27 protein-coding genes are annotated in these 25334 nt (G+C 48.0%); 2 read left to right on the top strand and 25 right to left on the bottom strand.

What is annotated here, in order from left to right; genetic code table 11:
- Positions 1–3 precede the first annotated feature (3 nt).
- The 3 genes from EL173_RS06270 to EL173_RS06250 form a co-directional block, all read right to left on the bottom strand.
- Entirely contained in the window at positions 4–1056 is a 1053-nt protein-coding gene (locus tag EL173_RS06270; protein WP_005689026.1) for a methionine ABC transporter ATP-binding protein, read from the bottom strand.
- 18 nt (positions 1057–1074) lie between these two features.
- The gene (locus EL173_RS06265) at positions 1075–1905 is read right to left on the bottom strand and encodes a MetQ/NlpA family ABC transporter substrate-binding protein (protein WP_005689024.1); all 831 of its coding nucleotides are present in this window, start codon (positions 1903–1905) and stop codon (positions 1075–1077) included.
- Positions 1906–2754: 849 nt separating this feature from the next.
- Complete coding sequence (locus EL173_RS06250) at positions 2755–3582, bottom strand: MetQ/NlpA family ABC transporter substrate-binding protein (protein ID WP_005713311.1); 828 nt, start codon at positions 3580–3582, stop codon at positions 2755–2757.
- A 501-nt stretch (positions 3583–4083) separates the two neighbouring features.
- Between EL173_RS06250 and EL173_RS06245 the strand changes: the two genes are divergently transcribed.
- Positions 4084–5208, top strand: a complete 1125-nt coding sequence (locus tag EL173_RS06245; RefSeq protein WP_005689019.1) for an ArgE/DapE family deacylase — start codon at positions 4084–4086, stop codon at positions 5206–5208.
- A 129-nt stretch (positions 5209–5337) separates the two neighbouring features.
- Here EL173_RS06245 and EL173_RS06240 read toward each other — a convergent pair whose 3' ends face one another.
- The 21 genes from EL173_RS06240 to EL173_RS06120 form a co-directional block, all read right to left on the bottom strand.
- Positions 5338–5637: a glycine cleavage system H family protein gene (locus EL173_RS06240; RefSeq protein WP_005689017.1), complete on the bottom strand. Its 300-nt coding sequence runs from the start codon at positions 5635–5637 to the stop codon at positions 5338–5340.
- Between the two features lie 11 nt (positions 5638–5648).
- On the bottom strand, positions 5649–6854 hold the full coding sequence (locus EL173_RS06235; protein ID WP_005713773.1) for an FtsW/RodA/SpoVE family cell cycle protein: 1206 nt from the start codon (positions 6852–6854) through the stop codon (positions 5649–5651).
- 121 nt (positions 6855–6975) lie between these two features.
- Positions 6976–7197 carry a DUF2969 domain-containing protein gene (locus EL173_RS06230; RefSeq protein ID WP_005684898.1) on the bottom strand — a complete coding sequence of 74 codons (222 nt, stop codon included), beginning with the start codon at positions 7195–7197 and terminating at the stop codon, positions 6976–6978.
- Positions 7190–7495, bottom strand: a complete 306-nt coding sequence (gene yidD / locus EL173_RS06225) for a membrane protein insertion efficiency factor YidD (RefSeq protein ID WP_005707670.1) — start codon at positions 7493–7495, stop codon at positions 7190–7192. Before yidD ends, EL173_RS06230 begins: the two co-directional genes overlap by 8 nt.
- 8 nt (positions 7496–7503) lie before the next feature.
- On the bottom strand, positions 7504–7674 hold the full coding sequence (locus EL173_RS06220) for a DNA-directed RNA polymerase subunit beta (protein ID WP_005689010.1): 171 nt from the start codon (positions 7672–7674) through the stop codon (positions 7504–7506).
- Between the two features lie 12 nt (positions 7675–7686).
- Positions 7687–8676, bottom strand: coding sequence for a rod shape-determining protein (gene mreB, locus EL173_RS06215; protein ID WP_005684901.1), 990 nt, complete (start codon positions 8674–8676; stop codon positions 7687–7689).
- A gap of 64 nt (positions 8677–8740) precedes the next feature.
- Complete coding sequence (locus tag EL173_RS06210; RefSeq protein WP_005689008.1) at positions 8741–8977, bottom strand: DUF1146 family protein; 237 nt, start codon at positions 8975–8977, stop codon at positions 8741–8743.
- A gap of 718 nt (positions 8978–9695) precedes the next feature.
- The gene (locus tag EL173_RS06200; RefSeq protein WP_005684903.1) at positions 9696–10127 is read right to left on the bottom strand and encodes a F0F1 ATP synthase subunit epsilon; all 432 of its coding nucleotides are present in this window, start codon (positions 10125–10127) and stop codon (positions 9696–9698) included.
- A gap of 14 nt (positions 10128–10141) precedes the next feature.
- Positions 10142–11608, bottom strand: coding sequence for a F0F1 ATP synthase subunit beta (atpD, locus tag EL173_RS06195; RefSeq protein WP_005689007.1), 1467 nt, complete (start codon positions 11606–11608; stop codon positions 10142–10144).
- A 260-nt stretch (positions 11609–11868) separates the two neighbouring features.
- Positions 11869–12792, bottom strand: coding sequence for a F0F1 ATP synthase subunit gamma (locus EL173_RS06190; RefSeq protein WP_064522023.1), 924 nt, complete (start codon positions 12790–12792; stop codon positions 11869–11871).
- Positions 12793–12803: 11 nt separating this feature from the next.
- Positions 12804–14333, bottom strand: a complete 1530-nt coding sequence (gene atpA / locus EL173_RS06185) for a F0F1 ATP synthase subunit alpha (protein ID WP_005689004.1) — start codon at positions 14331–14333, stop codon at positions 12804–12806.
- A 23-nt stretch (positions 14334–14356) separates the two neighbouring features.
- Complete coding sequence (gene atpH / locus EL173_RS06180) at positions 14357–14902, bottom strand: ATP synthase F1 subunit delta (RefSeq protein WP_005684907.1); 546 nt, start codon at positions 14900–14902, stop codon at positions 14357–14359.
- Positions 14889–15377, bottom strand: a complete 489-nt coding sequence (gene atpF / locus EL173_RS06175) for a F0F1 ATP synthase subunit B (protein WP_005689002.1) — start codon at positions 15375–15377, stop codon at positions 14889–14891. The genes atpH and atpF overlap by 14 nt, the downstream gene beginning before the upstream one ends.
- A gap of 35 nt (positions 15378–15412) precedes the next feature.
- On the bottom strand, positions 15413–15625 hold the full coding sequence (gene atpE / locus EL173_RS06170) for a F0F1 ATP synthase subunit C (RefSeq protein WP_005684909.1): 213 nt from the start codon (positions 15623–15625) through the stop codon (positions 15413–15415).
- Between the two features lie 22 nt (positions 15626–15647).
- Entirely contained in the window at positions 15648–16358 is a 711-nt protein-coding gene (atpB, locus tag EL173_RS06165; RefSeq protein ID WP_005684910.1) for a F0F1 ATP synthase subunit A, read from the bottom strand.
- A gap of 298 nt (positions 16359–16656) precedes the next feature.
- Positions 16657–17286: a uracil phosphoribosyltransferase gene (gene upp, locus EL173_RS06155; RefSeq protein WP_005689000.1), complete on the bottom strand. Its 630-nt coding sequence runs from the start codon at positions 17284–17286 to the stop codon at positions 16657–16659.
- Between the two features lie 40 nt (positions 17287–17326).
- Positions 17327–18559, bottom strand: a complete 1233-nt coding sequence (gene glyA, locus EL173_RS06150; RefSeq protein WP_005684912.1) for a serine hydroxymethyltransferase — start codon at positions 18557–18559, stop codon at positions 17327–17329.
- Positions 18560–18974: 415 nt separating this feature from the next.
- Positions 18975–19997, bottom strand: a complete 1023-nt coding sequence (locus EL173_RS06140; protein WP_005688999.1) for an L-threonylcarbamoyladenylate synthase — start codon at positions 19995–19997, stop codon at positions 18975–18977.
- Between the two features lie 99 nt (positions 19998–20096).
- A complete protein-coding gene (gene prmC, locus EL173_RS06135; RefSeq protein ID WP_005688998.1) occupies positions 20097–20927 on the bottom strand; it encodes a peptide chain release factor N(5)-glutamine methyltransferase in 831 nt (276 codons plus the stop codon).
- Positions 20920–21999, bottom strand: coding sequence for a peptide chain release factor 1 (prfA, locus tag EL173_RS06130; RefSeq protein ID WP_005684917.1), 1080 nt, complete (start codon positions 21997–21999; stop codon positions 20920–20922). The genes prmC and prfA overlap by 8 nt, the downstream gene beginning before the upstream one ends.
- A 169-nt stretch (positions 22000–22168) precedes the next feature.
- On the bottom strand, positions 22169–22762 hold the full coding sequence (locus EL173_RS06120) for a thymidine kinase (protein ID WP_005688996.1): 594 nt from the start codon (positions 22760–22762) through the stop codon (positions 22169–22171).
- Positions 22763–22889: 127 nt separating this feature from the next.
- Between EL173_RS06120 and EL173_RS06115 the strand changes: the two genes are divergently transcribed.
- On the top strand, positions 22890–24242 hold the full coding sequence (locus EL173_RS06115) for a Mur ligase family protein (RefSeq protein ID WP_005688995.1): 1353 nt from the start codon (positions 22890–22892) through the stop codon (positions 24240–24242).
- Between the two features lie 65 nt (positions 24243–24307).
- Here the strand turns inward: EL173_RS06115 and EL173_RS06110 are convergent, their stop codons facing one another.
- Positions 24308–25312: a serine hydrolase domain-containing protein gene (locus EL173_RS06110; protein WP_005688994.1), complete on the bottom strand. Its 1005-nt coding sequence runs from the start codon at positions 25310–25312 to the stop codon at positions 24308–24310.
- Positions 25313–25334: the final 22 nt, after the last annotated feature.

Genomic DNA, 25334 nt, shown 5'->3' with positions numbered 1-25334 from the left:
TACTTAGGCCTCCTTCTTAAGAATGTCTTCAATCTTGACATCCTGTTGTTCCAGATAATGAATCCCGGCGTCAACATCCGTCTGAGCACCTGATAACACCACAATCAGATTACCAAAAGGCGTGTCCTGCAGGATTTGAATATCACCAAACAAAATATTGGCGGTCACATGATAGCTTTCAAACAACTTGGCAACCAGCGGCTTATCTGCAGAATCTCCTACGTACGTTAAGCGCAATAGCCGGTCGTTAGCACCCAGATTCTTGACTGCCGGCTGCTGCATAACGGCCTCAATTGCCTGATCCAGTTGCAAAGTTGTATCAATGAAATCTTTAGTCAACTGTTGCTTAGGATCAGAAAAGACTTGCAATAAGTCACCACGCTCAATGATCGCGCCGGCATCCATCACGGCGACCCGATTACAAATCTGCTTCACCGCTTCCATCTGGTGGGTAATGAGAACAATGGTCAGTCCCAGCCGTTTGTTCAGCGACTGCAGTAATTCCAGAATCGAACTGGTCGTTTTAGGATCCAACGCACTCGTCGCTTCATCTGAAATCAAAATCTCAGGATCAGAGGCAAGCGCCCGCGCAATACCGACGCGCTGCTTTTGACCACCGGATAATTGGGCCGGATAAGCATTGGCGCGATCTGTCAACCCAACGAGGTCTAACAGCTCAGCAACCTTCTTTTGAATCTCCTGCTTGGACTTGATACCTTTTAGCGGAAACGCAACATTATCGGCAATGGTGCGGCTATTCATCAAATTAAAATGCTGGAAAATCATCCCAATCCGTTTACGTTCCTTACGTAATTCTGCCGGTGCTAAAGCAAGCATATCCTGTCCTAATACATGAATGCTGCCGCCAGTTGGCCGTTGCAGTAAATTGATTGTCCGAACAAGTGTGGACTTACCGGCGCCTGAATAGCCGACAATGCCATAAATGTCGCCGCGGTTGACGGTTAAGCTTACATGGTCAACGGCATGGACTGAACGGTTTTTACCGTGGAATTCGACGTCCACATCTTTTAAAGTCACAACTGCTTGATCTGACATAATTGTCCCCGTTTCTAATTAAAACTTATAGTTCCAAGCCGGTAATGTAGAACCTTTATAAACTTTCTTCAACAATTCAGCTGTCCGCTTCGTCTGATAGGCCTTAACGATCTTCTTATAGGTTGCATTGTTCTTATCCTTAGAAGACTTAGCAGCGATAAAGTTCACCCACGGCTTGGATTGGCTCGTAATCTTTTCAACCGCAATCGCGTTGGCCGGTTTCAGATTAGCTGCTGCGGCAATATCATTGTTGACAACCGCAACGGCCACATCGTTCAATGAGCGTGCTGTTTGGGCGGCATCCAGTTCCGTGAATTTCAAGTTAAGCTTGTTTGAAGTAATATCGCGGATCGTTGGTGAAGCAACGCCTTTCTTCAAAGTGATTAACTTATTTTGTGCCAAAAGTTGTAATGCGCGGCCTTCGTTGGATGGATCGTTTGGCAAGGAAATCTGATCGCCTTGCTTAACCTCTTTAAGTGACTTGATCTTATTGGAATACGCACGCATTGGGCCGATATAAGTATCGCCAATATCGGCAATCTTGGTATTGTGCTTCTTATTCCAGTTATTCAGGAAATTATGATGCTGAAAAGCGTTCAGTTGAATATCGCCATCTTCAAGTGCTTGGTTCGGCTGGTTATAATCAGTAAACTGCACCAACTTGATGGTGACGCCTTGCTTCTTCAAGCGGGACTGAATATCGGTCCAGATTTCTTTGTCAGTACTCATAATACCGACTTTAACCGTCTCATTCTTACTGGAACTCGATGACGACTTACCGCACGCCGCCAAGACGAAGACAGGTAAAACCAATGCAAGGGTTATAATGGCTCTTTTCCAAAACTTCATAAACTTTTTCCTCCTCGTTCGGGTCACAAACAATATGTGTCAGCAATTTGCCGAAAATTAAAAAAACCCGCTTCCAAAACAATGTTTTAGAAGCGAGTTAACTCGCGGTACCATTCTAATTCGACGCCAAAGCGCCCTCAGTAACAGGCAATAACCTGTGTGCGGAATAATGACCGCCAGCCATCATCGCTTAACCAATGCTCAGCGATGCCGATCAATGAGCCATCTTCAATTCAATCAACTACCCTGCTCTCAGCCAACCAGGTTTTCTGTACAGTCTCATCAAATCTACTCACTCATATCATTCGTTTCCCTAAATGAATTAAATCGATTCTAGACGATAAAAGTAGTCATTGTCAAGTAAAAAGTAAAGTAAGCGCGAGCCGGCGCGGTTAGGGACCGGAGTGTAAGGTGGCCTTGGTCGTGATGGCCGGGCTTTGGCCATTGCGACCAAGGTCCTTACATGCAGGTCCCTGCGCCGGGGAGCGCGTTATGGGCGTAAGCTAGAATGTCAGCGGCCTGAGACGTGATGGCCCGCTCTTGGCCATTGCGACTCAGGTCCTTACACGCAGATTCCTGCGCCGGTGAACGCGTTATGGGCGTAAAGGCGGACTTGTGGCCTTGGGCGTGATGGCCCGGGTCTGGCCATTGCGACCAAGGTCCTTACATGCAGGTCCCTGCGCCGGGGAGCGCGTTATGGGCGTAAGCTAGAATGTCAGCGCCCCCAAACTAACGGCCGCGCTTTGGCCATTCCAAGCAAACTCCTTACACACAGACCTCCGCATCCAGAAGCGTGCCATAGCGAAGCATAATCCAACCCCGCTCACATCCCCCAAAACAAACATCTAACTAAAACTTCTGCGTCCAAGCCGGTACTTCGCTTCCGTGATACAACTTCTCGATCAAATCAGCGATATCCTTAGTCCGAAAAGCCTTCACAATCTTCTTGTAAGTGGCGTTATTCTTATCTTTCTTATTAGCCACAAAGACGTTAATCCACGGTTGGCTTTGCTTGTTCACTTTCTCCGTGAAGACTGCCTTTTTCGGATTTAACTTAGCATCCTGAGCAACGCCGGAATTAACAACGGACGCTGCCACATCTGGCAAAGAGCTGGCAGTTTGAGCAGCATCAACGGCTTTAAGTTTCAGATTCAATTTATTGGTGGTCACATCGCGCGTTGTCGGCAAAGCCACTTTCTTGTTAAGCTTGATCAACCCAGCTGTTTGCAGCAATTGCAGCGCACGACCTTCATTTGTCGGATCATTTGGTAAGGCAATTGTGTCGCCTTGCTTAATTTGGCTGATTTTCGTGATCTTTTTGGAATAAATGGCTAGCGGTGCAATAATGGTCTGCCCAATGCTAACCAAATCAGCGTTATGGGTTTTATTCCAGTTATTCAAGAAATATTGATGCTGGAATAAGTTCAAGTCAATATCATGATCTTTCAAAGCGGTGTTGGGCTGGTTGTAATCTGAAAACTGAACAATCTTAATATTGATTCCTTGCTTCTTAACTTTCTTGGCGACTGCCTTTAAAACGCGATTATCAGCACCGACAACCCCAATCTTGACCGTTGTCTGCTTCTGACTGCTAGCTTGACTGCCACTTTTTCCGCAGCCTACCAAAATCAATCCTAAAAGAACCACCGTTGCAAAAATTTTCCAGATACGCTTCATCCTGCATCCTCCTCGTTTGTTTGCACCAAGTACGATTTATTAACTTGCCGCATTTACCTGAAATCGCCAATCAATGAACCCAATAAAAAAAGCCCACCCCTAACAGTTGCTGTTAGAAGTGAGCTTTGGCCCACGGTACCATTCTAATTGGCCACGAAAAACGCGACCCACTCACCGGACGTATTCATCCGGGAGCACGATAATGGGCGCCAACCATCACAGCCTTGCAAAAATGCTCGGTGTGCCGTGTGCACTAAGCCATGTTCATGATCACTCACAACCCTGCTCTCATCACTACAGGTTTTCTGTACTGTCTTGCGATCACTACTCACTCAGTCCGTTTATCATCAATTTCAAGTTTGTATTCATGAGTTTAGCACAAATTTCTTGGTAGTCAATCATTGAATTTTAATTCAAAAAGAGTGTAAGCTGTCTTCAACACCGACATGACATTTTCAAATCGCCAATCACACAGCCGGCATACGGAAAGGATGATCAAACATGACAGATCCCATTGCGTTTTTGCAAAAACTAATCCAAATTGACTCTGCAAATGGAAACGAACTTGCAGTAGCCCGCGTTTTGCAAGCTGAACTCGAAGCGGCCGATATTCCGACCAAATTGATCCCATACAAAGATGATCGGGTCAATTTAGTTGCCCAGCTCAATCACGGTGACCGCGTATTAGGCTTCACCGGCCATGAAGACGTGGTGAGTCCCGGCGATGAGAACGCCTGGACCTATCCGCCTTTTTCCGGAAAGATCGTGAACAACACCATGTACGGTCGCGGCACCGATGATATGAAAAGTGGTCTAGCAGCCATGACCTTGGCACTGATCCACCTTAAGCAAAGCGGCTTTGCCCATCCGCTGCGTTTCATGGCCACGGTCGGTGAAGAGTTTGGTGCAATGGGAGCGCGCCAACTCACCGAACAAGGTTATGCCGATGACTTAGCCGGACTCGTGGTAGGCGAACCAACGAACAAATTGCTAAAATACGCACACGGCGGAACGGTTAACTACGAAATTGACAGCGAAGGCGTTTCCGTCCACAGCTCCCGGCCGGAAAAAGGCGTTAACGCAATTGAAGGGTTGGTGGCATTTGCTACTCGCGAACCGCACGCCTTTGATCAGGCCCCTGATGATCCTGACCTCGGTCCATTCCGCCACTCCATTACCGTGATCAAAGGCGGCGATCAAGTCAACACCATTCCGGCCCATGCATACTTACGCGGCAACTTGCGCCCGACTCCTGCAGCAAATATCGAATTAGTCGTCGGGTTATTGGAAAAATTAGTCGATCAGGCAAATAAAGCCACCGCCGCTAACTTGACGTTGAACGTTTTACATCGTTTTTTGCCGGTACACTCTGACAAAAACGGGCATCTCGTGACAACCGCTAACGAAGCCATTGCCGCCGTGACTGGTAAACCAGCCGAGTTAGCGGTGGCTTTTGGCGGAACCGACGCGTCAGAATTCATCCGTTCCGATAACCAGTTTGACGTGATTGTCTATGGTCCCGGCGATAATCATTTCAGTCATCAGATTGACGAACATGTTGATTTAGATAGCTACACGACAGCGATTAAAACTTACGAAGAAATTGCCAAACGCTTTTTTGCCTGAAGCTCACGTCCGCCACTTATGGCAGTGTTAATAACCTTTTCCAAAAGTCAAAAGCAGCCGAGTCATTATCGTTGACCCGACTGCTTTTTTTACGCTGTGAGAAGTCACAACACGATTGATTGCTGACGCTTATTTGGTTGAAACCGTGACAACCCAATTATCGTTATGATCGGTTTCGTCTAACAAAGCAGGTTTGTCGCTGAGCTCACGATGAACATCAACAACCGTACCAGCCAGCGGTGCCTCAAGATCTAGCACGGCCTTTTCAGCTTCCACACTCAAGAAGGGTTTGCCCACGGTTAAGCTGGTACCAATTTCAGGCAGGTCCACAAACTTGATCTTACCCAACGCTTCCTGAGCTTCTTGCGTCAAGCCCAAGCGAACTTGTCCTGCAGCCAATTCATCTTGCCAAAAATACGTTGTCGCCATTATAATCTCCCCTATTCAAAATCTTCTGTGTCCCGGCTGAACATATAGCTCGTGTGATGATAACGCATGGATAGTACCATCCCAACCGATAACATATTCGCCAATAAGAATGATCCCCCTTGCGAAATGAACGGTAACGGAATCCCTGTCAGCGGCAACAAGCCAATATTCATACCGATATTTTCAAACACATGGAATAAGATCATCATGATGACTCCTGTCGAGATATAAGCATAGAACTCATTCTTGGTGTCAAATGTCACCCGAATCATCTGATAGATCAACATAAAGTATAACAGAATCAACACAGCCGCGCCGATAAATCCGAACGCCTCACCGATGACCGAGAAAATCATATCCGATTCCCGAACCGGAACCGCAACGGCGATATGAAACGCGCCTTTCCCGGTTAATTGTCCGGATCCGATCGCTTTCATCGATTGCCACAATTGATAACTGTCGCCACTTGTGCTGCCGGAAGGGTTCAACCATGAGTCAATCCGTGCAAACTGATACGTCTTAAAGCCAATGGATCCAAGGAAAGACCGCCCCCACGATTGGGTTACCAGCAAGATTGCCAGTGTTCCAATGGCTGCCCCAATTAAAGCGATGGGCAATAAAATGCGCCAGTTAATGCCGGCAACTAAAGTAACCCCGGCAAAAATCGCCAAAAATACCAGCGTTGTCCCAAAGTCGTTTTGCAATTTCATCAATACCGCAATCGGCAAGGTCCATAAAACCATGCGTCCGATCAGCTGCCAATCATGCTGAATCGTGTGCGAAAAAGCGGCATTGTGCTGGGTCACGACCCGACTCAGCATCAAAATATACGCAGGTTTCATAATCTCTGAAGGCTGAAAACTAACCGGTCCCAAAGCAAACCAGCTTTTAGCCCCTGTATTAATAGCCGTCGTTTTATCATAAAAAATCAAAACGGCAATCATCAAGAAAATGCCAATCCCGTAAAGATAAGGCGCAATCCGCCAAAGTTGCTCAGCGTCAAAACGCATCACAAAGAAAATTCCGATGCCGCCAATCACGTACCAAGCAGCCTGCATGATGGTTGCGCGAACCGGATTTTGAAGCGTTGTCGTATCATGAGCGGTCGCCAAATAAATCGAGACTAGTCCAATCAAAGCCAGCAGCATGACCGACAGAATAATACCGTAGTCGATGCGATCGCCTTCAGAATTGGATTTGATTTCATGCGATTCCACGGCCAGCCTCCTTACACCACATTCATGAACCCATTGCCACACCGTTAAAAGCTAGGTTAGTCATTCACCTACAGTGTTTCGCTAGGTTATTGTTACCGTTATTTTAACAAAAGAAAATTGCTCAGCCTTGATGCAAATGATATTCCGCAATTAAAGCATTCACTGCATCATCAATATTTTTAAAGCGATTGGGCTTGTTAGAACCGGCAACATAAGCGGCAAACCGCGTGCCATCCGGTTCGATAAAACCAATCTCCTGATCGCCGATTCTTAAGACGGAAACCGTGTGGCCATTGCGGGTTTCATCCATCTGTGCGACTTTAATATTTTTTTCTTTAGCCATGATGGCCTCCTAGCTTGCGATTAAGATTTTGAATGTCACTAAGATCCAAATCATTTTCGGGATGCGGATTACGCCGCAACGTAAAATAAGCTGGCACCGGATCTAGCCCACCTTTAACAAAGGGGTTGCATCGTAAAATCCGAGCAATCCCCATTAAAAGCCCTTTTACCGCCCCATGTCGTTGCAACGCCTGAATCATATACGTCGAACAAGTCGGATAATACCGACAACTCGGCGGAAATAACGGGGAAATAAATCGCTGGTAGCCCCGCACCAGCCAAGTCAGGATTTGTTTCATGTCCACTCCTAACGCAAGAAGTTAAAGAAATGGATCCAGGTTGAAGGCAAAAATACCTTAAATGGATTATCGCCACCCATACCAAAGCCGATTAACAAGCCCAAAATCAAGGCAATCAAGGCAACAATCAGCCAAATCTTGACGTGATGAAAAACGCGTTTAGGATATTGCGAGTCCATAAGTGACAACTCCTAGTATTGGCGATGATGTTCAATATTGTCTAATAACACGCCTGTTCCCAGTGCCACCGCATCTAAAGGATCGTCAGCCAGCAGAACCGGTACTTTCAATTCGTCGGCAAATAGCTGTGAAATGCCTTTCAATAAGGCACCACCGCCTGTCAGCATGATACCGCGATCAATAATATCAGCCGAAAGTTCCGGCGGGGTCTTCTCCAAAACCCCTTTGGCACCATCAATAATCGCCATCATGGTCTCATGTAACGCATCTGACACTTCAGCTGAGGTCACCGAAACCTCGCGTGGCAGTCCGGTTGCGATATCGCGACCCCGGACTTCAATCGTTTCTTTAGGATCGGCATCATAAACCGCACCGATCTTGATCTTGATTTGTTCGGCAGTGTGTTCGCCAATAATCAGCTTGTGCTTGTTCTTGACGTAAGCAGCAATGGACGCATCCATTTTATCGCCGGCTAACCGCAGTGAACGACTGGTAACAATCTCCCCCAGCGAAAGCACGGCAATATCGCTGGTCCCGCCACCGATATCAATCACCATGTTCCCTTGCGGCTGGAAAATATCCAATCCCGCTCCTACCGCTGCTACCTTAGGCTCAAACTCAAGGTAAACATGGCGGCCACCAGACTTTTCCGCGGCCTGGATAATAGCCTTTTGTTCAATGTCCGTAATATTAGTAGGGGCACAAATCAAAATATTTGGTTTTGAAAAAACGCCTTTTACATTTAATTTGTTAATGAAATATTCAAGCATTGCTTCGGTAATGTCGAAATCAGCGATCACGCCATCTTTCAATGGGCGAATTGATCGAATGTTACCCGGTGTGCGCCCAACCATTTTGTAGGCTTCTGTCCCAACTGCCAGCACTTTGCCGGTATGGGTATCAATGGCGACAACGGACGGCTCATTCAAGACGATGCCTTTGCCTTTAACATTGATTAGTACATTGGCCGTCCCTAAGTCGATCCCAATATCTTTTGCCATGGGTATATATCTCTCCTCGTAAATTGACTAACTATCGCATTATAACATAGTTAAGACGAGGTTTTTATAGGAAAAGTTTAGGTAAGTTTAAAGCTGCTTGAACCAGTGATAAAAAGAAGGAACTAACTAAATAACCTAAGCCAACTGCCATAAAAAGTAACAGCACCTGTGCCTCGCGAACATGATTGGCCTTAATAAACTGCTCAAAGCGTAATGCATTCAACGCCCGAAACGCCAACATGATGAAAACAAAATGGGAAACAAGGGTTATGGCAGCATTTAGGCCGATTTCCTGAAACATGCGATCACCTCACAGAACATCTTCCCGCACTTTCAACAATCACGCAAGCCTAAGTGAGCGTGAGCCAGCCCGGTTAGAAACCGGAGCATAAGCGGCCTTGGGCGTGATGGCCCGGCTTGGCCATTGCGCCCAAGGTCCTTATGTGCAGGTTTCTAGGCCAGCGAACGCGTTATAGAAAGTGAGCGCGAGCCGGCGCGCTTAGAAGTCGGAGTGTAAGCGGCCTTAAGCGTGATGGCCGGGCTTTGCCATTGCGCTTAAGGTCCTTACACGCAGACTTCTGCGCCGGGGAGCGCGTTATAGAAAGTGAGCGTGAGCCAGCCCGGTTAGAAACCGGAGCATAAGCGGCCTTGGGCGTGATGGCCCGGGCTTGGCCATTGCGTCCAAGGTCCTTATGTGCAGGTTTCTGGGCTGGCGAACGCGTTATGGGCATAAACCAGAGCATAAGTGGCCTCAGGTGTGACGACCCCGGGCTTGGCCATTGCGCTCAAGACCCTCACACCCCGACTTCTGCGTCCAGAAGCACCTCATGGTATATACCGGGCTTGGAATTAGGACTATAAAAAAACAACCCATTCAAAAAAGGCGTCCTATTTTTCCGTTAAGTTTGGAAAATAGGACACCTTCTTTTGCGCCAATGTGCCAATCCAGCCACATTGGCGTATCAAGGTGATTATCGTGGAGCTAACGCCGCAACGACTGATCACCTTCCAATCACTGACTAGTGACTGGTTTTAACGTTGATCCGGTTGATTGCCCGTCGTAGTGCGACTTGCGCCCGCCGTAGATCATCTTGGTTATTTTCATCCTTGGCCTGAGCGATCCGCTTCTTGGCCCGGTCACGTGCAGCTTGCGCACGACTAAGGTCAATATCGCGTTCACGCTCGGCTGAATCAGCGACAATAGAAGCAACATTATCTGAAACTTCCATAAAGCCGCCATTCACCGCAATTGAGTCGTTATGATCACTTGAATCAACCCGCTGAACGTCAACTTCCCCTATTTCAAGAGGCGTGACAATCGGCTCATGATTCGCCATGATCCCCAATTCACCGGCGACCGAATGAACGACTAACATCTTTGCATGATGGTCATATACCAAACCATCAGGCGTCACGATGTTAACCCGCAGAACATTGCTCGTTTCTGCCAAAACGCGTCGCCTCCTTAGTTAGCTGCAGCTTGTGCAGCTGGCTTTTCGTCAGCATCCGTGTCCTGATCATCAGGAGCAAAGCCCATCTTTTTAGCCTTTTCAACGACTTCTTCAATCCGTCCAACTGAACGGAATGCATCTTCTGGATAGTCATCGTACTTGCCTTCCAGAATTTGTTTAAAGCCTTTGACCGTTTCTTCAACCGGTACATAAGAACCCGGCTGACCAGTGAACCGTTCCGCAACGTTAAAGTTCTGTGACAGGAAGAATTGAACCCGACGAGCACGGGCAACGATAACCTTTTCCTCGTCTGATAATTCATCCATCCCTAAGATAGAGATAATATCCTGTAACTCACGGTAACGTTGGAGAACCTGTTGGACTTCTGTTGCGACTTTATAGTGTTCTTCACCGACAATTTCCGGGGTCAAAGCACTTGAAGATGACTCCAGCGGATCCACAGCCGGATAAATCCCTTGTTCAGTCAAACGCCGCTCCAAGTTAGTCGTGGCATCCAAATGGGCAAATGTTGTCGCTGGCGCCGGATCGGTATAGTCATCAGCAGGAACATAAATCGCCTGAATCGATGTAACCGATCCTTTTTTAGTCGACGTAATCCGTTCCTGCAACTGACCCATTTCAGTAGCCAACGTTGGCTGATAACCAACAGCTGAAGGAATCCGACCAAGCAAGGCCGAAACTTCAGAACCAGCCTGGGTGAACCGGAAAATGTTGTCGATGAACAGCAGGACGTCTTGACCTTCGACATCACGGAAGTACTCCGCAATCGTCAGTCCAGTCAAGGCAACCCGCATCCGGGCACCAGGCGGCTCATTCATCTGACCAAAGACCATCGCTGTATTCTCCAGAACGCCGCTTTCCTTCATTTCGAAGTAAAGGTCGTTCCCTTCACGGGTCCGTTCGCCGACCCCGGTGAAGACGGAGATGCCGCCATGCTCTTCAGCAATGTTATGAATCAGTTCCTGAATCAAAACGGTTTTACCAACACCAGCACCACCGAAAAGTCCAACCTTCCCGCCTCGCAGGTAAGGTTCGAGCAAATCGATGACTTTGATGCCAGTTTCCAGAATCTCAGAACTGGTATTCAAATCTTCAAATTTTGGTGCATCACGGTGGATGCTGTCACGCCGATGATCAGGTCCAAAAGCCTCACCGTCATCGATCGGGTCACCCAATACATTGAACACGCGACCCAGTGTGTCTTTACCGACAGGCACTGAAATCGGACCGCCAGTATCTTCAACCGCCATGCCGCGTTGCAAACCATCAGTCGAATCCATCGCGATAGTCCGCATCACACCATCACCCAGTTCCAGCGCAACTTCCAGCACAAGCTGAGAGCCGTCCTTACGGGTAATCGTCAAGGCGTTGTTAATTTCTGGCAAATTGTCATTGATTGGGAAGGCTACGTCGACAACAGGACCGATCACTTGCGCGATTTTACCAGTTGAATTTGGCATATTCGTCCTCCTGTTGTAAAAGTGAGCGTGAACCAGCGCGCTTAGAAGTCGGAGTGTAAGTGGCCTTAGACGTGATGGCCCGGTCTTGGCCATTGCGGCTAAGGTCCTTACACGCAGACTTCTGCGCCAGTGAACGCGTTATGGGCATAAGCTGGCACATTAGAGTCCTGAATGTAAGTGTCTCTAGACTTGATGGCTCGACTCCAGCCATTACAACCAAACTCCTTACAAACAGCCCCCTGCGCCAACAAACGCAATATTTATTCCAATGCTGCCGCACCACCGACAATTTCGGTAATCTCGGTCGTAATCGCAGCCTGTCGTGCTCGGTTATACTGAGTCGACAGATGTGAAATCAGATCATTGGCATTATCAGTAGCACTACGCATAGCAGTTGTCGAAGCCGCGTGCTCCGCTGTTTTCGCATCCATGATCGCACCAAAGATCAAGCTTTCCGCATATTGCGGTAACACCGCATCTAAGACGGCATCAAGATCAGGTTCGAAAAGATACTCAACATTGGTATCTTCAACTTCACTGACATCTAAATCACTGATTGGCAACATTTTCTCTGCCCGAAAAGCAGAGGTTAATGTGTTGACATGGTGGTTATAACAAACGTATAGCTCGTCAAAGACACCGTTGTCATACATGGTCACAGCAGTTTTCACAATCTCCCGTACCTCATTAAAAGTCGGGATATCGGAAACGCCACGATATTCATAAGCCAGATTCATACCGCGGGCTTTAAAAAAGTCAGCGCCGACACCACCGATTGCCATCATGACGTAATCGTCAGGGCTTTCGTGGTCATCTTTAATCATCTGCATCATGGCTTTTAATACCGTGCTGTTATAACTGCCGACTAATCCGCGATCACTTGTGATCACAAGATAGCCCGTCTTTTTGACAGGTCGCTTCTGAAGCAAGCTGGCAACGGAAATGACCTGATTCTTATCTGTCTCAGTGTCATCATTCGCAGCAGTAGCTAGTTCAAGAAGTTGACCCGCAGCTAAATGAGTCACAATCTGGCGCACTTTGTCAGAGTAAATTTGATACTTCTTGGCACGCTTTTCGATCTGGCTCAATTTGGCGCCGGAAACCATCTGCATGGCTTGCGTGATCTGACCGGTTTTCTTGGTCGAAGCGATCTTGCGCTTGATATCCATTAATGACTCAGCCATGCGGCACCTCCTTAACCTTTAGCTGCAGCAAGTTGTTTGCTTGTTTGGAAGCCGCCAGCAAACGCCTTAATCTGCGCATCAAGCTTATCGGTATCCGGTAAATTACCGGTATCGCGAATTTGCTTCAGCAGATCAGCTGCATTGCTATCAAAGAAATCAAACATTTCGTCTTGGAAACGGCCAATATCTTCAATTGGAATTGGATCAAGGAAGCCATGGGTCAAGGCATAAAGAATCAACACTTGCTTTTCGACTGGCAATGGCTTGTGTACCGGCTGCTTCAACACTTCAACTGTTCGACGGCCACGATTCAGTTTTGCCTGTGTAGCTGCATCCAAGTCAGAGCCAAACTGCGTAAAGGCTTCAAGTTCACGGAAGGATGCCAGATCCAACCGCAATGTCCCAGCAACCTTCTTCATCGCTTTGACTTGAGCATCACCGCCGACACGAGAAACAGACGCACCAGCATCAATCGCTGGACGTGTGCCCGCATAGAACAAATCACTTTGCAGGAAAATCTGACCATCCGTAATTGAAATAACGTTGGTCGGAATATAAGCAGAAATATCGCCTGCCTGGGTTTCAATCACAGGCAAAGCCGTCATGGAACCACCGCCAAGCTTATCGCTTAGTTTTGCGGCCCGTTCTAGTAAACGACTGTGCGTATAGAAAATATCCCCAGGATAGGCTTCACGACCAGGCGGACGACGAAGCAGCAAGGACAGCTCACGATATGAAGTTGCCTGCTTGCTTAGGTCATCATACACGATCAAAACGTGTTTGCCATTGTACATGAATTCCTCACCCATCGCCGCACCGGCATAAGGCGCAATGTATAGCATTGGTGCGGGTTCGGATGGGCCAGCGGTTAGCACAATGGTATAATCCATCGCGCCATATTTCTTCAACGTTTCAACTTGGGCACGAACCGTGCTGTCCTTTTGCCCAATCGCAACGTAAACACAGATCATATTTTGATCTTTTTGATTCAAAATCGTATCAATCGCAATTGATGTTTTTCCGGTCTTCCGATCACCGATAATCAACTCACGCTGACCACGGCCGATCGGAACCAAGGCATCAATCGCTTTTAGTCCGGTTTGCAAAGGTTCTGACACGGATTGACGTTGCATAACCCCCGGTGCCTTAAATTCGATTGGGCGGGTTTTATCCGTCTTAATCGTACCTAAGCCATCAACTGGCTGACCCAAGGAGTTAACAACCCGACCAATCATGGCTTCCCCAACAGGAACTTCCATAATACGACCGGTTCGTTTAACCTGGTCACCTTCGCGAATCTCATCGAAGTCACCTAAGATAATGATCCCGACATCATTCGTTTCAAGGTTTAACGCCATCCCGTATGAGCCATTACTAAATTGGAGCAATTCGTTGGCCATGGCATTTTCCAACCCAGTGGCGCGGGCAATCCCGTCACCAATGTAGGTTACAGTGCCAACTTCTTCAGCCGCCAAATCATCTTGATATCCTTCAAGTTGTTTTTTGATCAGAGAACTGATTTCCTCAGTCTTGATGCTCATCCGGTTCACCTCTTTACTTATCTCTAATCTGCCAGCAGTGCCGCTTTCATCTTCTCAAAGCGGTGCTTGACCGTACCATCAATGACCGAACCGCGAGCTTGAATGCGAACACCGCCGATCACACTTGGATCAACGATTTGCTTAAGCTGGGTCGATTTCATGCCAAAACGCGCAGCAATAGAACTGCGTAAAGCATCGGCTTGGTCGGCTGACAAAGCAACTGCAGTCGTCACAGTTGCTGCAATAATGCCGGCTTCATCATCATAGGCGCGATTAAACGTCGTGATAATTGCCGGTAATGCACCGAATCGGCCATACTGTTGGGTCAACTTTAACAAGTTAGCAACAAGTGGGCTTGCATCCTTGGTCAAAGTTGTCAACAAGTTGGCTTTGTCTGCGGCTGAAATTCGGGCATTGTCAAAAATTGTCAGGATTGTTGGATTTTCTTTGAATACAGACGCTAACGCCTGTAACTCTTCATGAACCGTCTCCACTTGATTTTGGTCATGCGCCGCTTCTAACAACGCTTTAGCATAACGCGGTGCAACCATTTGATTAGTGACTGCCATTTGCATCACCTAACCGTTTGATATAGTCGTCGATCAAGTCTTTTTGATCGTCTGCATTAAGCTCCTTGCCAATCAGCTTCTGGGCAATGGCTAAACTTAAATCTGCCACATCATTTTTGGCACTGGCCAGTGCGTCTTTGCGCGCTTGGTCAATGTCCGCTTGCGCATTTTTCTTTAACGTAGCGACTTCGGTGTTAGCAGCGTCAACCAATGATTGGCGTTGCTTTTCACCATTTTCTTTAGCTTGATTGACAATCTTAACAGCATCGGCTTGGGAGTGTTGCAGCGCTTCTCGACGCTTAGCCGCTAATGCCTCGGCATCTTTGCGGGACTTTTCAGCATAATCCAAGTCGCCGGAAATTTTTTGTTGGCGCTCCGCCATCATCTTTGAGACGGGCTTCCAAGCAACTTTCCCGACCGCGATCATCAGGACCAAAAATGTGACGAGTGTGAAGAGTGTGTCACCTAAACTCATCTTTTGCCACTCCCTTCTTTATTGATGACTCAAAATTAACGAAGCATCAACATGAAGGCAATAACAACAGAAATAATCGGAACAGCTTCGATCAAGCCAACACCGATGAACATCGTACCACGCAAGGTCCCGGCCATTTCTGGCTGACGCGCCATACCTTCAAGTGTCTTGCTGATAACCATCCCATTACCGATTGAAGCACCGAGAGCAGCGATGCCAGCGGCGATTGATGCAGCGATGAATTGCATATGAAATTTCCTCCTAAATTAATTACTCGGACACAACTTTGTGTGACGTATAAACCATACCAAGCGTGACGAAAACGTACGCTTGAATACTACCAATGAAGACTGAGAAGCCTTGCCAAACGATCTCAAGCAAGAACCCTGAAACAAAACTAAACGCTCCGCCCGAAAAAGCAAGCTGCCTAATGAGTAAAACTAAAACTTCACCGGCGAAAATATTCCCATACAACCGTAAGGAAAGTGTAATAAAGTTCGTAAACTCTTCCAATAGGTTGATTGGAAGCAGGATTCCGATCGGTGACACATATCCCTTGAGATATCCCTTGAAACCCTTAAAAACAATCCCAAAATAATGTGAAATAACCAATACTGTCATGGCCAATGTCATGGTAATGACAGGCGATGCTGTTGGCGAACGAAACCAGGTGTCTTTGCCAATATCAAGCTCAAGGAACAACCCAATCTGATTACTAATGAAAATGAACAAGAACAGCGTAAATGCAAACAGGTTAAAAGTGTACCGTTGTGAACCGGGAATTGCACCCTTCACAATGCCGTTCGTAAAATTCATAATCCATTCCAAGATGTTTTGCTTTGCGCCAGGCCGCATCTGCAAATTGCGTGACAACCAAAACACCAGTAAGAATACCAAGATCGCCGAAACCAATACGCCAATGTCATTGGTCAGGTTGAAATTTAAGCCGAAAAGCTTGATCGAGGGATATTGTTCGTTCACAGAATTCACCTCCTTACTGAAGCGGCGTCATATCGTATGTATCATCAAACCGATGATGCAAGATTACGGAGACTTCGATAATCGTTGATACTAGGGTATACCCTTGAAACACAATCATTACTCTAACACCATTTCGATGAAAAGACAAAGCCAGAAAAGCAGAAACTTTTGCCGCCATAGAGGCTTTTTCACTCATGTTTTCACATCAGACAACAGATTCTCCCTGCCTTGACGCACCATAAAAATTATTTTAACTAAAAATGAAAAAGGCATGTGCACGGCCACATGCCAAATCATGTTATTTTGTCCCAAAAAGTCTGTCACCGGCGTCACCGAGACCAGGCACAATATAACCGTTCTTATTTAAATGATCATCAAGTGCAGCGGCATAAATATCAACATCCGGGTTAGCCGCCTGAACTGCTTTAACGCCTTCTGGTGCCGCCACCAGCACTACCAACCGCATAGAAGTAGCGCCACGCTTTTTGAGCGCTTCAATGGCCATGTTAGCCGAGCCCCCGGTTGCCAGCATCGGATCAACAATGATCAGATCACGCTGGTCAATATCCGGCGGCATCTTAACAAAATACTCGTGCGGCTTTAGCGTCTTTTCGTCACGATACATACCGATATGGCCGACTTTTGCAGCAGGAATTAGCCGCAAGACGCCATCAACCATCCCTAGCCCGGCCCGAAGAATCGGAATCACAGCAAGCTTCTTGCCAGCAAGCTGTTTTTGAACCGTTTTGCCCATCGGCGTTTCGATTTCGATACTTTCAAGCGGTAGATCCCGCGTAATTTCATACACCATTAATTCCGCGATTTCATTAGCGATTTCGCGAAATTCCTTGGTGCCAGCATGCTTATCGCGAATTAACGTAAGCTTGTGCTGAATCAACGGGTGATTTAAAACTGTAAATTTACCCATGAAGCGCCTCCTGTGAGAACCATTTGTTTGCAAACCCTATCTATGATAAGGGATGACGGGCAGTCAGTGCAAGAACTTCTTGCCGAATTTGATCCAAAACTGGCTGTTCGTCACGATGCGCAATGGCCATGCTGATGAGTTCTGCCACGCGTTTGCTTTCTTCTGGCGTAAATCCACGCGTGGTAATCGCAGCTGTCCCGACCCGAATGCCGCTGGTTTTAAACGGACCATTTTGCTCGCCGGGAATTTGATTCTTGTTCGTGGTGATATCGACTTCATCCAGCAAGTCCTGAACCTGGCGCCCATTGACCCCGTAACCGGTGACATCGACTAAGACCATGTGATTGTCAGACCCGCCGGAAATCAAGCGTAAGTGTTCATCTTCCTTGAAACCTGCCACCATCGCATGCATGTTGTCAATAATCTGCTGCGCGTAAGTCTTAAACGCCGGCTGCAACGCTTCGCCTAATGCCACCGCCTTAGCTGCCACCACGTGATCCAGTGGTCCGCCTTGAATGCCGGGGAACAAGGCTGAATTAATTGCTTTGCCATACTCCGCCTTAGCCAAAATCATGCCCCCACGCGGTCCACGCAAGGTCTTATGCGTTGTGGTCGTGACCACATCTGAATACGGCACCGGATTCATGTGCAATCCCGCCGCAACCAAGCCCGCAATGTGCGCCATATCAACCATTAAAAAGGCACCGACATGATCAGCAATTTCGCGGAATTTTTTAAAATCAATTTCCCGACTGTAAGCGGACGCACCAGCCACAATCAAACGCGGCTTGACTTGTTCTGCCTGCTCGCGAATTTTGGCATAGTCGAGGCGCTCTGTTTTCGGGTCCAAACCATAATGGTAGAAATGATATTCCTGACCACTAAAACTGACCGGACTACCATGGGTGAGATGTCCGCCATCCGTTAAGTCCATGGCCAAAACCTTATCGCCGTCTTCAAGAAACGCCCGATATGCCGCCATGTTTGCCTGCGAACCAGAATGCGGCTGAACATTGGCAAATTCAGCACCAAAAAGCTTCTTCGCCCGCTCAATAGCAAGATTTTCAACCACGTCTATGTATTGATTGCCACCGTAATAACGATGACCGGGATAGCCTTCAGAATACTTATTCGTCAACACCGACCCTTGTGCCGCCCGCACTGCCGGAGAAACAATATTTTCCGAAGCAATTAGTTCGATATTATGTTCCTGACGCGCTTCTTCTTCGTGAATTGCGCGGAAAACTTCTGGATCATGCGCCATTAAATCCATGCCTACCACTCTCCTCTTAAAATCGATTCATCCACCTATCGACAGGTGATCGCCGTTTAACCTGTGCAAACTAGCAAATGCCAAAGCACGTTGACTAGATTTCCCCAACACTTTGCGCTCAATCATAACACGCTTACCGGCGCAGGGATCTGCGTGTAAGGACCTCAGGCGCAATGGCCAAAACCCGGCCATCACGCCTGAGGCCGCTTACACTCCGATCCCTAACCGCGCCGGTTCACGCTCAATCATAACGCGCTCCCCAGCCCAGAAACCTGCGTGTAAGGACCTTGGCGCAATGGTCAAAGCCCGACCATCACGCCAAGGCCACTTACACTCCGGTTTCTAACCGGGCTGGCTCGCGCTCACAAAAATAGCCAACCGACTTGTTGCTGTCAGTTGGCTATATTATAGCAAATCAAAACCGATCCGTTGGCATATTCGGTTGATAGTGCATGTTCCCAGCCGATTTAAGCAGTCGATTCATATAAGCGGCACTTAATTCGCTGTGGCTAAAGGCTTGGGCCAGCACGAGTGTTACGTCCGGATGCAAGTCAAACCAGCGCAGCCCGGCAAACAAGGCGTGTGTAGCGCTGGTAATATCTTGGCCCAACGAGTAACTAGGCACATCAGGAAAATGGGCAAGAATCGAATCTGTCGCCAAAAGTCCAAAAGTTTGGCCCGTCTTTTTAGCCCACGCCACTGCATCATCAAATTGATCAATCGTATCCACTACAACGACTTGCGCTGCTGGTGCGTAATGTTTGTATTTCATCCCCGGCGCTTTCGGTGCTTCGTTTTTGCCAACGTGATGCGCCGCAGAATCAACCGGTCCAAGCAACGGTTCCAATTCATGCGGTCCAATTGCACCCGGTCGCAAAATAGCGGGTGGGGTCACGGTTAAATCAATAATGGTTGATTCAACTCCGACTCGGGTTGGCCCATCATCAAGGACGCCGGCAATTTTATCGGCTAGATCGTGCAACACGTGATCGGCCGTTGTCGGACTTGGCTTGCCCGATGTATTGGCAGACGGTCCCACAATCGGCACGCCAGCGGTTGCGATCAACTTTCGGGTTAAGGCGTCATCCGGATTGCGAAATGCCGCGGTTTGCAACCCGCCTGTCACCTTCATTGACAAACGCCCTGGCAAAATATTCAAAATAATCGTCAGCGGCCCCGGCCAAAAGGTGTCCATGAGTTTCGCCGCATCCGGGGTAATCGTGGCATACTGACTAACCATTGCCGCGTCCGCCACTGTCACAATCAATGGATTATCCGATGGGCGCCCCTTAGCAGCATAAACTTGACTAACCGCCGTAACATTAGTCGCATCCGCTCCCAACCCATAAACCGTTTCAGTTGGAAAAGCGACCAACTCACCACGTTTTAAAGCGGCTGCTGCTTCCGGAATATCTGATTCATGATAACGTTTTGCCAAAATGATGCCTCCATATCCATTGACTGTTCGTTTTTACTAAAATACCACATCATCGGACTTGAGCTGAAAGATGACGTGTCTTCTTCTGACAATGGCAACCTAAAATTGAAGTTTGACCATGCGCGGATGCCCAGCCATGTCGCGGCGAAAAGTTGCTTGAGCTTGCGGCAGCTTTTCGGCAAATAATTGCCGCAGTGCCGGTTCCTGATGATAGCCAAACTCCAAATACACTGCGCCATGCGGGTTCAGATGTTGCGGTAGTTCAGTGACAAACCGTTCAAATAATGCCAAGCCATGATGATCAGCAAACAGCGCCAATTTGGGTTCATACCGTAACGTACTTTGATCCATCACCGAGGCTTCTTCAGGCGCAATGTAAGGCAGATTGGTCACCACAAAATCAAAGCGGCCAGGCAGGTGGTTGAATAAATCACTGGTCACAAAATGCACGCTCGCTTTCTGCGCCGCGGCATTTTGCTTCGCGACAGCCAAAGCAGACGGAGAAACGTCACTCAACGTCATGTCAATTTGTGGCAACTGACGGGCGAGGGTTAACCCAATCGCCCCACTGCCTGTCCCCATATCAAGGCCGGTTTGTGCATTCGTTTGCTCCTCTGCAACCCATGCAACAAGTTCTTCGGTTTCAAATCGGGGAATTAAAACCGCTGGGGTCACAGCAAACATCGTGCCAAAAAAAGGCGCTTGACCGGTAATGTATTGCGCCGGCTCAAAGTGGGCCAATCGCGCAACATCCGCCTGAAATTGACGCCAGGCAGCATCCGGCATCGGATCTTGGCGATGTAAAATCAGTTGGCTCGGCGTCCAGTCAGCGCGTGTCATGAGAACATAACGGGCGCCGTCAGGATCAACTTTTTGCTTGGTCAATAACAAAGACGCCCACTTGAGCGCCTCAGCGTATGTTTTAGACATTGAGCGATTCCATCTTCTGCGCCTGATCGTGGACAATCAGCGCATCAATAATTTCATCCAGTTCGCCATTCATAATGCGGTCTAGCTTATTAAGCGTCAAGCCAATACGGTGATCGGTCACCCGATTTTGTGGGTAATTATAGGTTCGAATGCGTTCGGAACGATCCCCGGTTCCAATCGCATTCTTACGATTTTGATCGTATTTTTCCTGATTTTCGGTTTCGTAATAGTCATAAACCCGTGACCGTAAAATCTGCATAGCGCGGGCACGATTTTCCTGCTGACTACGCTCGTCTTGCATGGAAACAACAATCCCGGTTGGAATATGGGTCATCCGGACCGCTGAACTGGTCTTGTTGACATGCTGACCACCAGCACCGGAAGAACGGTAAACATCCGTCCGAATATCTTTAGGGTCAATCTTCAAATCAACCTCGTCATATTCCGGCATGACACCAACTGTTGCAGTACTGGTATGCACGCGACCGGCACTTTCAGTCACTGGAACCCGTTGCACGCGGTGGGCACCGTTTTCGTACTTGAGTTTGGAATAAACATTGTCACCAGTAATCATCACGACGACTTCTTTATACCCGCCGACTTCAGTAGGGGTTGAATCAACAATCTCCGCCTTCCAGCCTTGCCGTTCCGCATAGTGCATGTACATATTCAACAAGTCGCCAGCAAAAAGACTCGCTTCGTCACCACCGGCAGCCCCGCGAATTTCCATAATAATGTTCTTATCGTCATTCGGGTCCTTAGGCAGCATCAGCACCTTAATCTTCTCTTCAAGATCGGCCTTTTGCTTCTGCAAGTCCTCCAAATCTTCCTTAGCCAGCGCTTCCATGTCTTCGTCTTTACTCTCACGAAGCACTTCTTCGCTTTCTTTAATATCAGAAAGCACCTGTTTATATTTCTTATAGGCAGCCACAACATCCCGCATGCCGCCTTCTTCTTTGGACAAAGCCAAGTAACGTTTCGTATCACTGATAACCTCAGGATCCGACATCAACTCTTCTAGTTCCTCATACCGAACCAAAAGCCCATCCAACTGTTCAAAAATCTTATCCATAAAATCCTCCTGAGCGCGAACCGGCGCGGTTAGGGATCGGAGTGTAAGCGGCCTTGGGCGTGATGGCCCGCTCTTGGCCATTGCGACCAAGGTCCTTACACGCAGGTCATTGCGCCGGTGAGCGCGTTATGATAGAGCGTGAGCCAGCCAAACCGCACCGACCAAGCACCTATTCCTCATCCTGATCAATCTTATCCAACGGCGGGTGAAAATAATGATGCCGGCAAACCGGATAATACGATTCATTGCCGCCAATCAAAACCTGCTCGCCTTCATACACCGGCTTGCCATCGTGAATCCGTAAATTCATAATCGCCTTTTTCGCGCAAAACCAGCAAATCGTCTTCATTTCTTCAATCTTATCCGCATACAGCAACAAATATTTTGAACCTTCAAACAGCTCATTGCGGAAATCGTTCTTCAAGCCAAACGCCATGACTGGAATATGCAACTCGTCAACCACCCGCGCAGCTTCAAAAATATGATGCTTCTGCAAAAACTGCGCCTCATCAATTAAAACACATGCTGCTTTCGGATCAGTCGTTTTAATGACATCATACAGATTCGTTTCATGCGCAATCGGAATCGCAGTCCGCTCAAGACCAATGCGACTGGCGATCATGCCAACACCGGCGCGATCATCCACGGCGCTGGTCATTAAAATCACGCGCTTATTTTGTTCTTCATAATTGTGGGCAACTTTCAGAATTTCAATACTTTTTCCTGAGTTCATTGCGCCATAACGAAAGAAAAGCTGGGCCATATGCCGCCTCCATTTAAAATCTCACGTCTCACAGTATAACGGATTTTTTTCGCAAAGAACACTCCGGCTGCCGGTTTGATTTCAAGTTATGCTAAAATAGTCCCATTAAGTTGAGAGGAAGAACGCCGTGGCATTTTCAGCAAAAGCCAGCCTGGCAACTGCCATTGGTCGCAGCAGCTACTGGTTCTTACACACATTTTTCAAAGGTGGATCGAGTCTCCCCGGAAAACTCGCTAACCGCCTCGATCCCCATGTTCTGCAAGCATTAGGCCATAACTATGATGTGATCGTGGTCACCGGTACGAATGGTAAAACGCTCACAACTAGCTTGATCGTCAAGGTACTCAAACAAAAATATCAGGAAGTCCTAACCAATCCCACCGGCTCTAACATGTTACAAGGGATTACGACCGCTTTTTTAGCCCAGCCCAAAAGCGGTCATGGTCGCGGGATCGCTGTTTTGGAAGTCGACGAAGCCAATGTCGCTCCCGTTGCCGCGCAGTTGAAGCCTAAAGCGTTTGTGCTGACCAATATTTTCCGTGACCAAATGGACCGCTATGGTGAGTTTTACACGACTTACCAAAAAATTCTGGATGGTATCACGCTTGATCCCACCGCTGTCGTGCTTGCTAACGGGGATGCGCCGATTTTCAGTTCGCGGAAGTTGCCCAATCCGATTTATTATTACGGCTTTACGTTGACCAACGAAGGCGATCACAAGGCCCCGCCGAATACGGATGGCGTTCTTTGCCCGGTTTGCCAGCACATTTTGCATTATCACGCTTTGACTTACGCTAATCTAGGCAACTTCTTTTGCCCTAATTGCGGTTTCAAACGACCAGAGTTGACTTATCAAGTTAATGCCGTTACCAAAATGACGCCGCAAAGCAGTGAGTTTGTCATTGACGGTCAGCTGTGTCACATTGACATTGGCGGCATGTATAACATCTACAATGCCCTTGCCGCATTTGCAGTTGGCCGAACGTTTGATGTCAGCCCTGAACAAATCAGCCAAGCGTTTGCCTACGATGAAAAAGTCTTCGGACGCCAAGAAGTCATTCAGCTCGGGGCCAAAAAGCTGACATTGATTTTAGTTAAAAATCCCGTTGGCCTGAATCAGGTTCTGAGCATGATTCAAACCGCCAAGCAGCCTTTTGGGTTTGCAATGCTATTGAACGCCAATTACGCGGATGGTATTGATACGAGCTGGATTTGGGACGGCAACTTTGAAGAATTCGTTGCGAGCAAAAAAGCCGCCGACTACCTGGTTGGCGGCGAGCGCTATCAAGATATTGCTCTCAGGCTGAAAGTAGCCGGAGTGCCAGAAACCAAGCTTACCATTAAGCCAGATCTTGGCGATGTGCTCACGACGCTTCAGGAAATGCCGCAGCAGCAACTCTATGTCCTCGCAACGTACACGGCGATGCTACAACTACGGAAAAAACTCAGTGATGGTGGTTATATTAAAGGCGGTTTTTAAACGGTTAAAGCTATCATACACACAAAAACAGGGTCGTGAATTTCGGCCCTGTTTTTGTGTACGCATTACTGGTCTAATATCGGCTGATCATTCAAAAACCGGTGAACCAACTGATCGCGTCTTCCCAGAAATTCCTGATTGGGCTGCGGATGGACGCGATTCGTCAAGACAATCAGTGCCAGTTGACTTTGCGGTTGAACCAACCAAAAAGTTCCGGTATAGCCAGTGTGATAAAGCCATAAGCGGCCCTGATTGTCATGTTTGAGATCCCAGCCGAGACTGCGCCCAAGATGATGAACGGTCCAGTCACGCGTTAGGTCTTGGGCATGTTTCGGCCAAGCTGGGGCGGTTCGAAGTCCGAATAAATACTGGGTAAATATGATCAGATCGTCCAAACTGGCAAATAAGCCGGCTGCCCCACTATGCGCCCCTAAAATGGCACTCTTGGGATCATGCACAACCCCGCGCCGTAATCCCGAAAGTGGCTGATAAGTAGTTGGCACACACTGCGCTGCTTCAGGTTGAAAAGTGGCACGTGGTAAATCCAGTGGACGCAAAACCTGCCGTGTCACTAGTTTCTGAATCGGTTGATGATACACTTCCTCAAGTGCCCAACCAACCAGCAGCAAATTCACATCTCGGTAAACCACCTTGCGATTCACTTCATCCGTCACCGCTAATTGAGTCAGCAGCGCATGTTTTAATGCCGGAGCAGGTAAAGCATCGCGATGAGGAATGTACCCCTCAAGTCCCGATGTATGCGTCAGTGCCTGCTGAAACGTGGTCGAATGTGGAAACGCCGCCAACAGTTGTTTTAACGGCATTGTCGGCGCAACCAGCCCATGATCCCACGCCTGCAAAAAGACAGTGGTAGTGCCGACCACCTTGGTTAACGAAGCAATATCATAAAGCATCTTAGGCCGCAGCGGTTCCGGATGCGGCAGCCACTGCGCTTCACCTGCCACCTTGGATTGAACCCGCTTGCCAGCTAGCATTGCAACACTAAAACCCGGTACAATCCGCTCCGCTACCCATTTTTGCAACCTCGTCGTTACTGCTTGAAAATCCATCCTGGCCTTCTTTCCGATCCAA

It is taken from the genome of Lacticaseibacillus rhamnosus (assembly GCF_900636965.1).
GTDB classification, from domain to species: domain Bacteria; phylum Bacillota; class Bacilli; order Lactobacillales; family Lactobacillaceae; genus Lacticaseibacillus; species Lacticaseibacillus rhamnosus.
Note: the sequence above shows the minus strand (reverse complement) of the source record. Positions and strands in the feature narration are given on the sequence as shown.

What these genes read in the sequence shown, in the direction of transcription:
- EL173_RS06270 (WP_005689026.1), bottom strand. Translation starts at nt 1,056, where the DNA reads ATGTCAGATCAAGCAGTTGTGACTTTAAAAGATGTGGACGTCGAATTC.
- EL173_RS06265 (WP_005689024.1), bottom strand. Translation starts at nt 1,905, where the DNA reads ATGAAGTTTTGGAAAAGAGCCATTATAACCCTTGCATTGGTTTTACCT.
- EL173_RS06250 (WP_005713311.1), bottom strand. Translation starts at nt 3,582, where the DNA reads ATGAAGCGTATCTGGAAAATTTTTGCAACGGTGGTTCTTTTAGGATTG.
- EL173_RS06245 (WP_005689019.1), top strand. Translation starts at nt 4,084, where the DNA reads ATGACAGATCCCATTGCGTTTTTGCAAAAACTAATCCAAATTGACTCT.
- EL173_RS06240 (WP_005689017.1), bottom strand. Translation starts at nt 5,637, where the DNA reads ATGGCGACAACGTATTTTTGGCAAGATGAATTGGCTGCAGGACAAGTT.
- EL173_RS06230 (WP_005684898.1), bottom strand. Translation starts at nt 7,197, where the DNA reads ATGGCTAAAGAAAAAAATATTAAAGTCGCACAGATGGATGAAACCCGC.
- yidD (WP_005707670.1), bottom strand. Translation starts at nt 7,495, where the DNA reads ATGAAACAAATCCTGACTTGGCTGGTGCGGGGCTACCAGCGATTTATT.
- EL173_RS06220 (WP_005689010.1), bottom strand. Translation starts at nt 7,674, where the DNA reads ATGGACTCGCAATATCCTAAACGCGTTTTTCATCACGTCAAGATTTGG.
- mreB (WP_005684901.1), bottom strand. Translation starts at nt 8,676, where the DNA reads ATGGCAAAAGATATTGGGATCGACTTAGGGACGGCCAATGTACTAATC.
- EL173_RS06210 (WP_005689008.1), bottom strand. Translation starts at nt 8,977, where the DNA reads ATGTTTCAGGAAATCGGCCTAAATGCTGCCATAACCCTTGTTTCCCAT.
- atpD (WP_005689007.1), bottom strand. Translation starts at nt 11,608, where the DNA reads ATGCCAAATTCAACTGGTAAAATCGCGCAAGTGATCGGTCCTGTTGTC.
- EL173_RS06190 (WP_064522023.1), bottom strand. Translation starts at nt 12,792, where the DNA reads ATGGCTGAGTCATTAATGGATATCAAGCGCAAGATCGCTTCGACCAAG.
- atpA (WP_005689004.1), bottom strand. Translation starts at nt 14,333, where the DNA reads ATGAGCATCAAGACTGAGGAAATCAGTTCTCTGATCAAAAAACAACTT.
- atpH (WP_005684907.1), bottom strand. Translation starts at nt 14,902, where the DNA reads ATGGCAGTCACTAATCAAATGGTTGCACCGCGTTATGCTAAAGCGTTG.
- atpF (WP_005689002.1), bottom strand. Translation starts at nt 15,377, where the DNA reads ATGAGTTTAGGTGACACACTCTTCACACTCGTCACATTTTTGGTCCTG.
- atpE (WP_005684909.1), bottom strand. Translation starts at nt 15,625, where the DNA reads ATGCAATTCATCGCTGCATCAATCGCCGCTGGCATCGCTGCTCTCGGT.
- upp (WP_005689000.1), bottom strand. Translation starts at nt 17,286, where the DNA reads ATGGGTAAATTTACAGTTTTAAATCACCCGTTGATTCAGCACAAGCTT.
- glyA (WP_005684912.1), bottom strand. Translation starts at nt 18,559, where the DNA reads ATGGATTTAATGGCGCATGATCCAGAAGTTTTCCGCGCAATTCACGAA.
- prmC (WP_005688998.1), bottom strand. Translation starts at nt 20,927, where the DNA reads ATGTCTAAAACATACGCTGAGGCGCTCAAGTGGGCGTCTTTGTTATTG.
- prfA (WP_005684917.1), bottom strand. Translation starts at nt 21,999, where the DNA reads ATGGATAAGATTTTTGAACAGTTGGATGGGCTTTTGGTTCGGTATGAG.
- EL173_RS06120 (WP_005688996.1), bottom strand. Translation starts at nt 22,762, where the DNA reads ATGGCCCAGCTTTTCTTTCGTTATGGCGCAATGAACTCAGGAAAAAGT.
- EL173_RS06110 (WP_005688994.1), bottom strand. Translation starts at nt 25,312, where the DNA reads ATGGATTTTCAAGCAGTAACGACGAGGTTGCAAAAATGGGTAGCGGAG.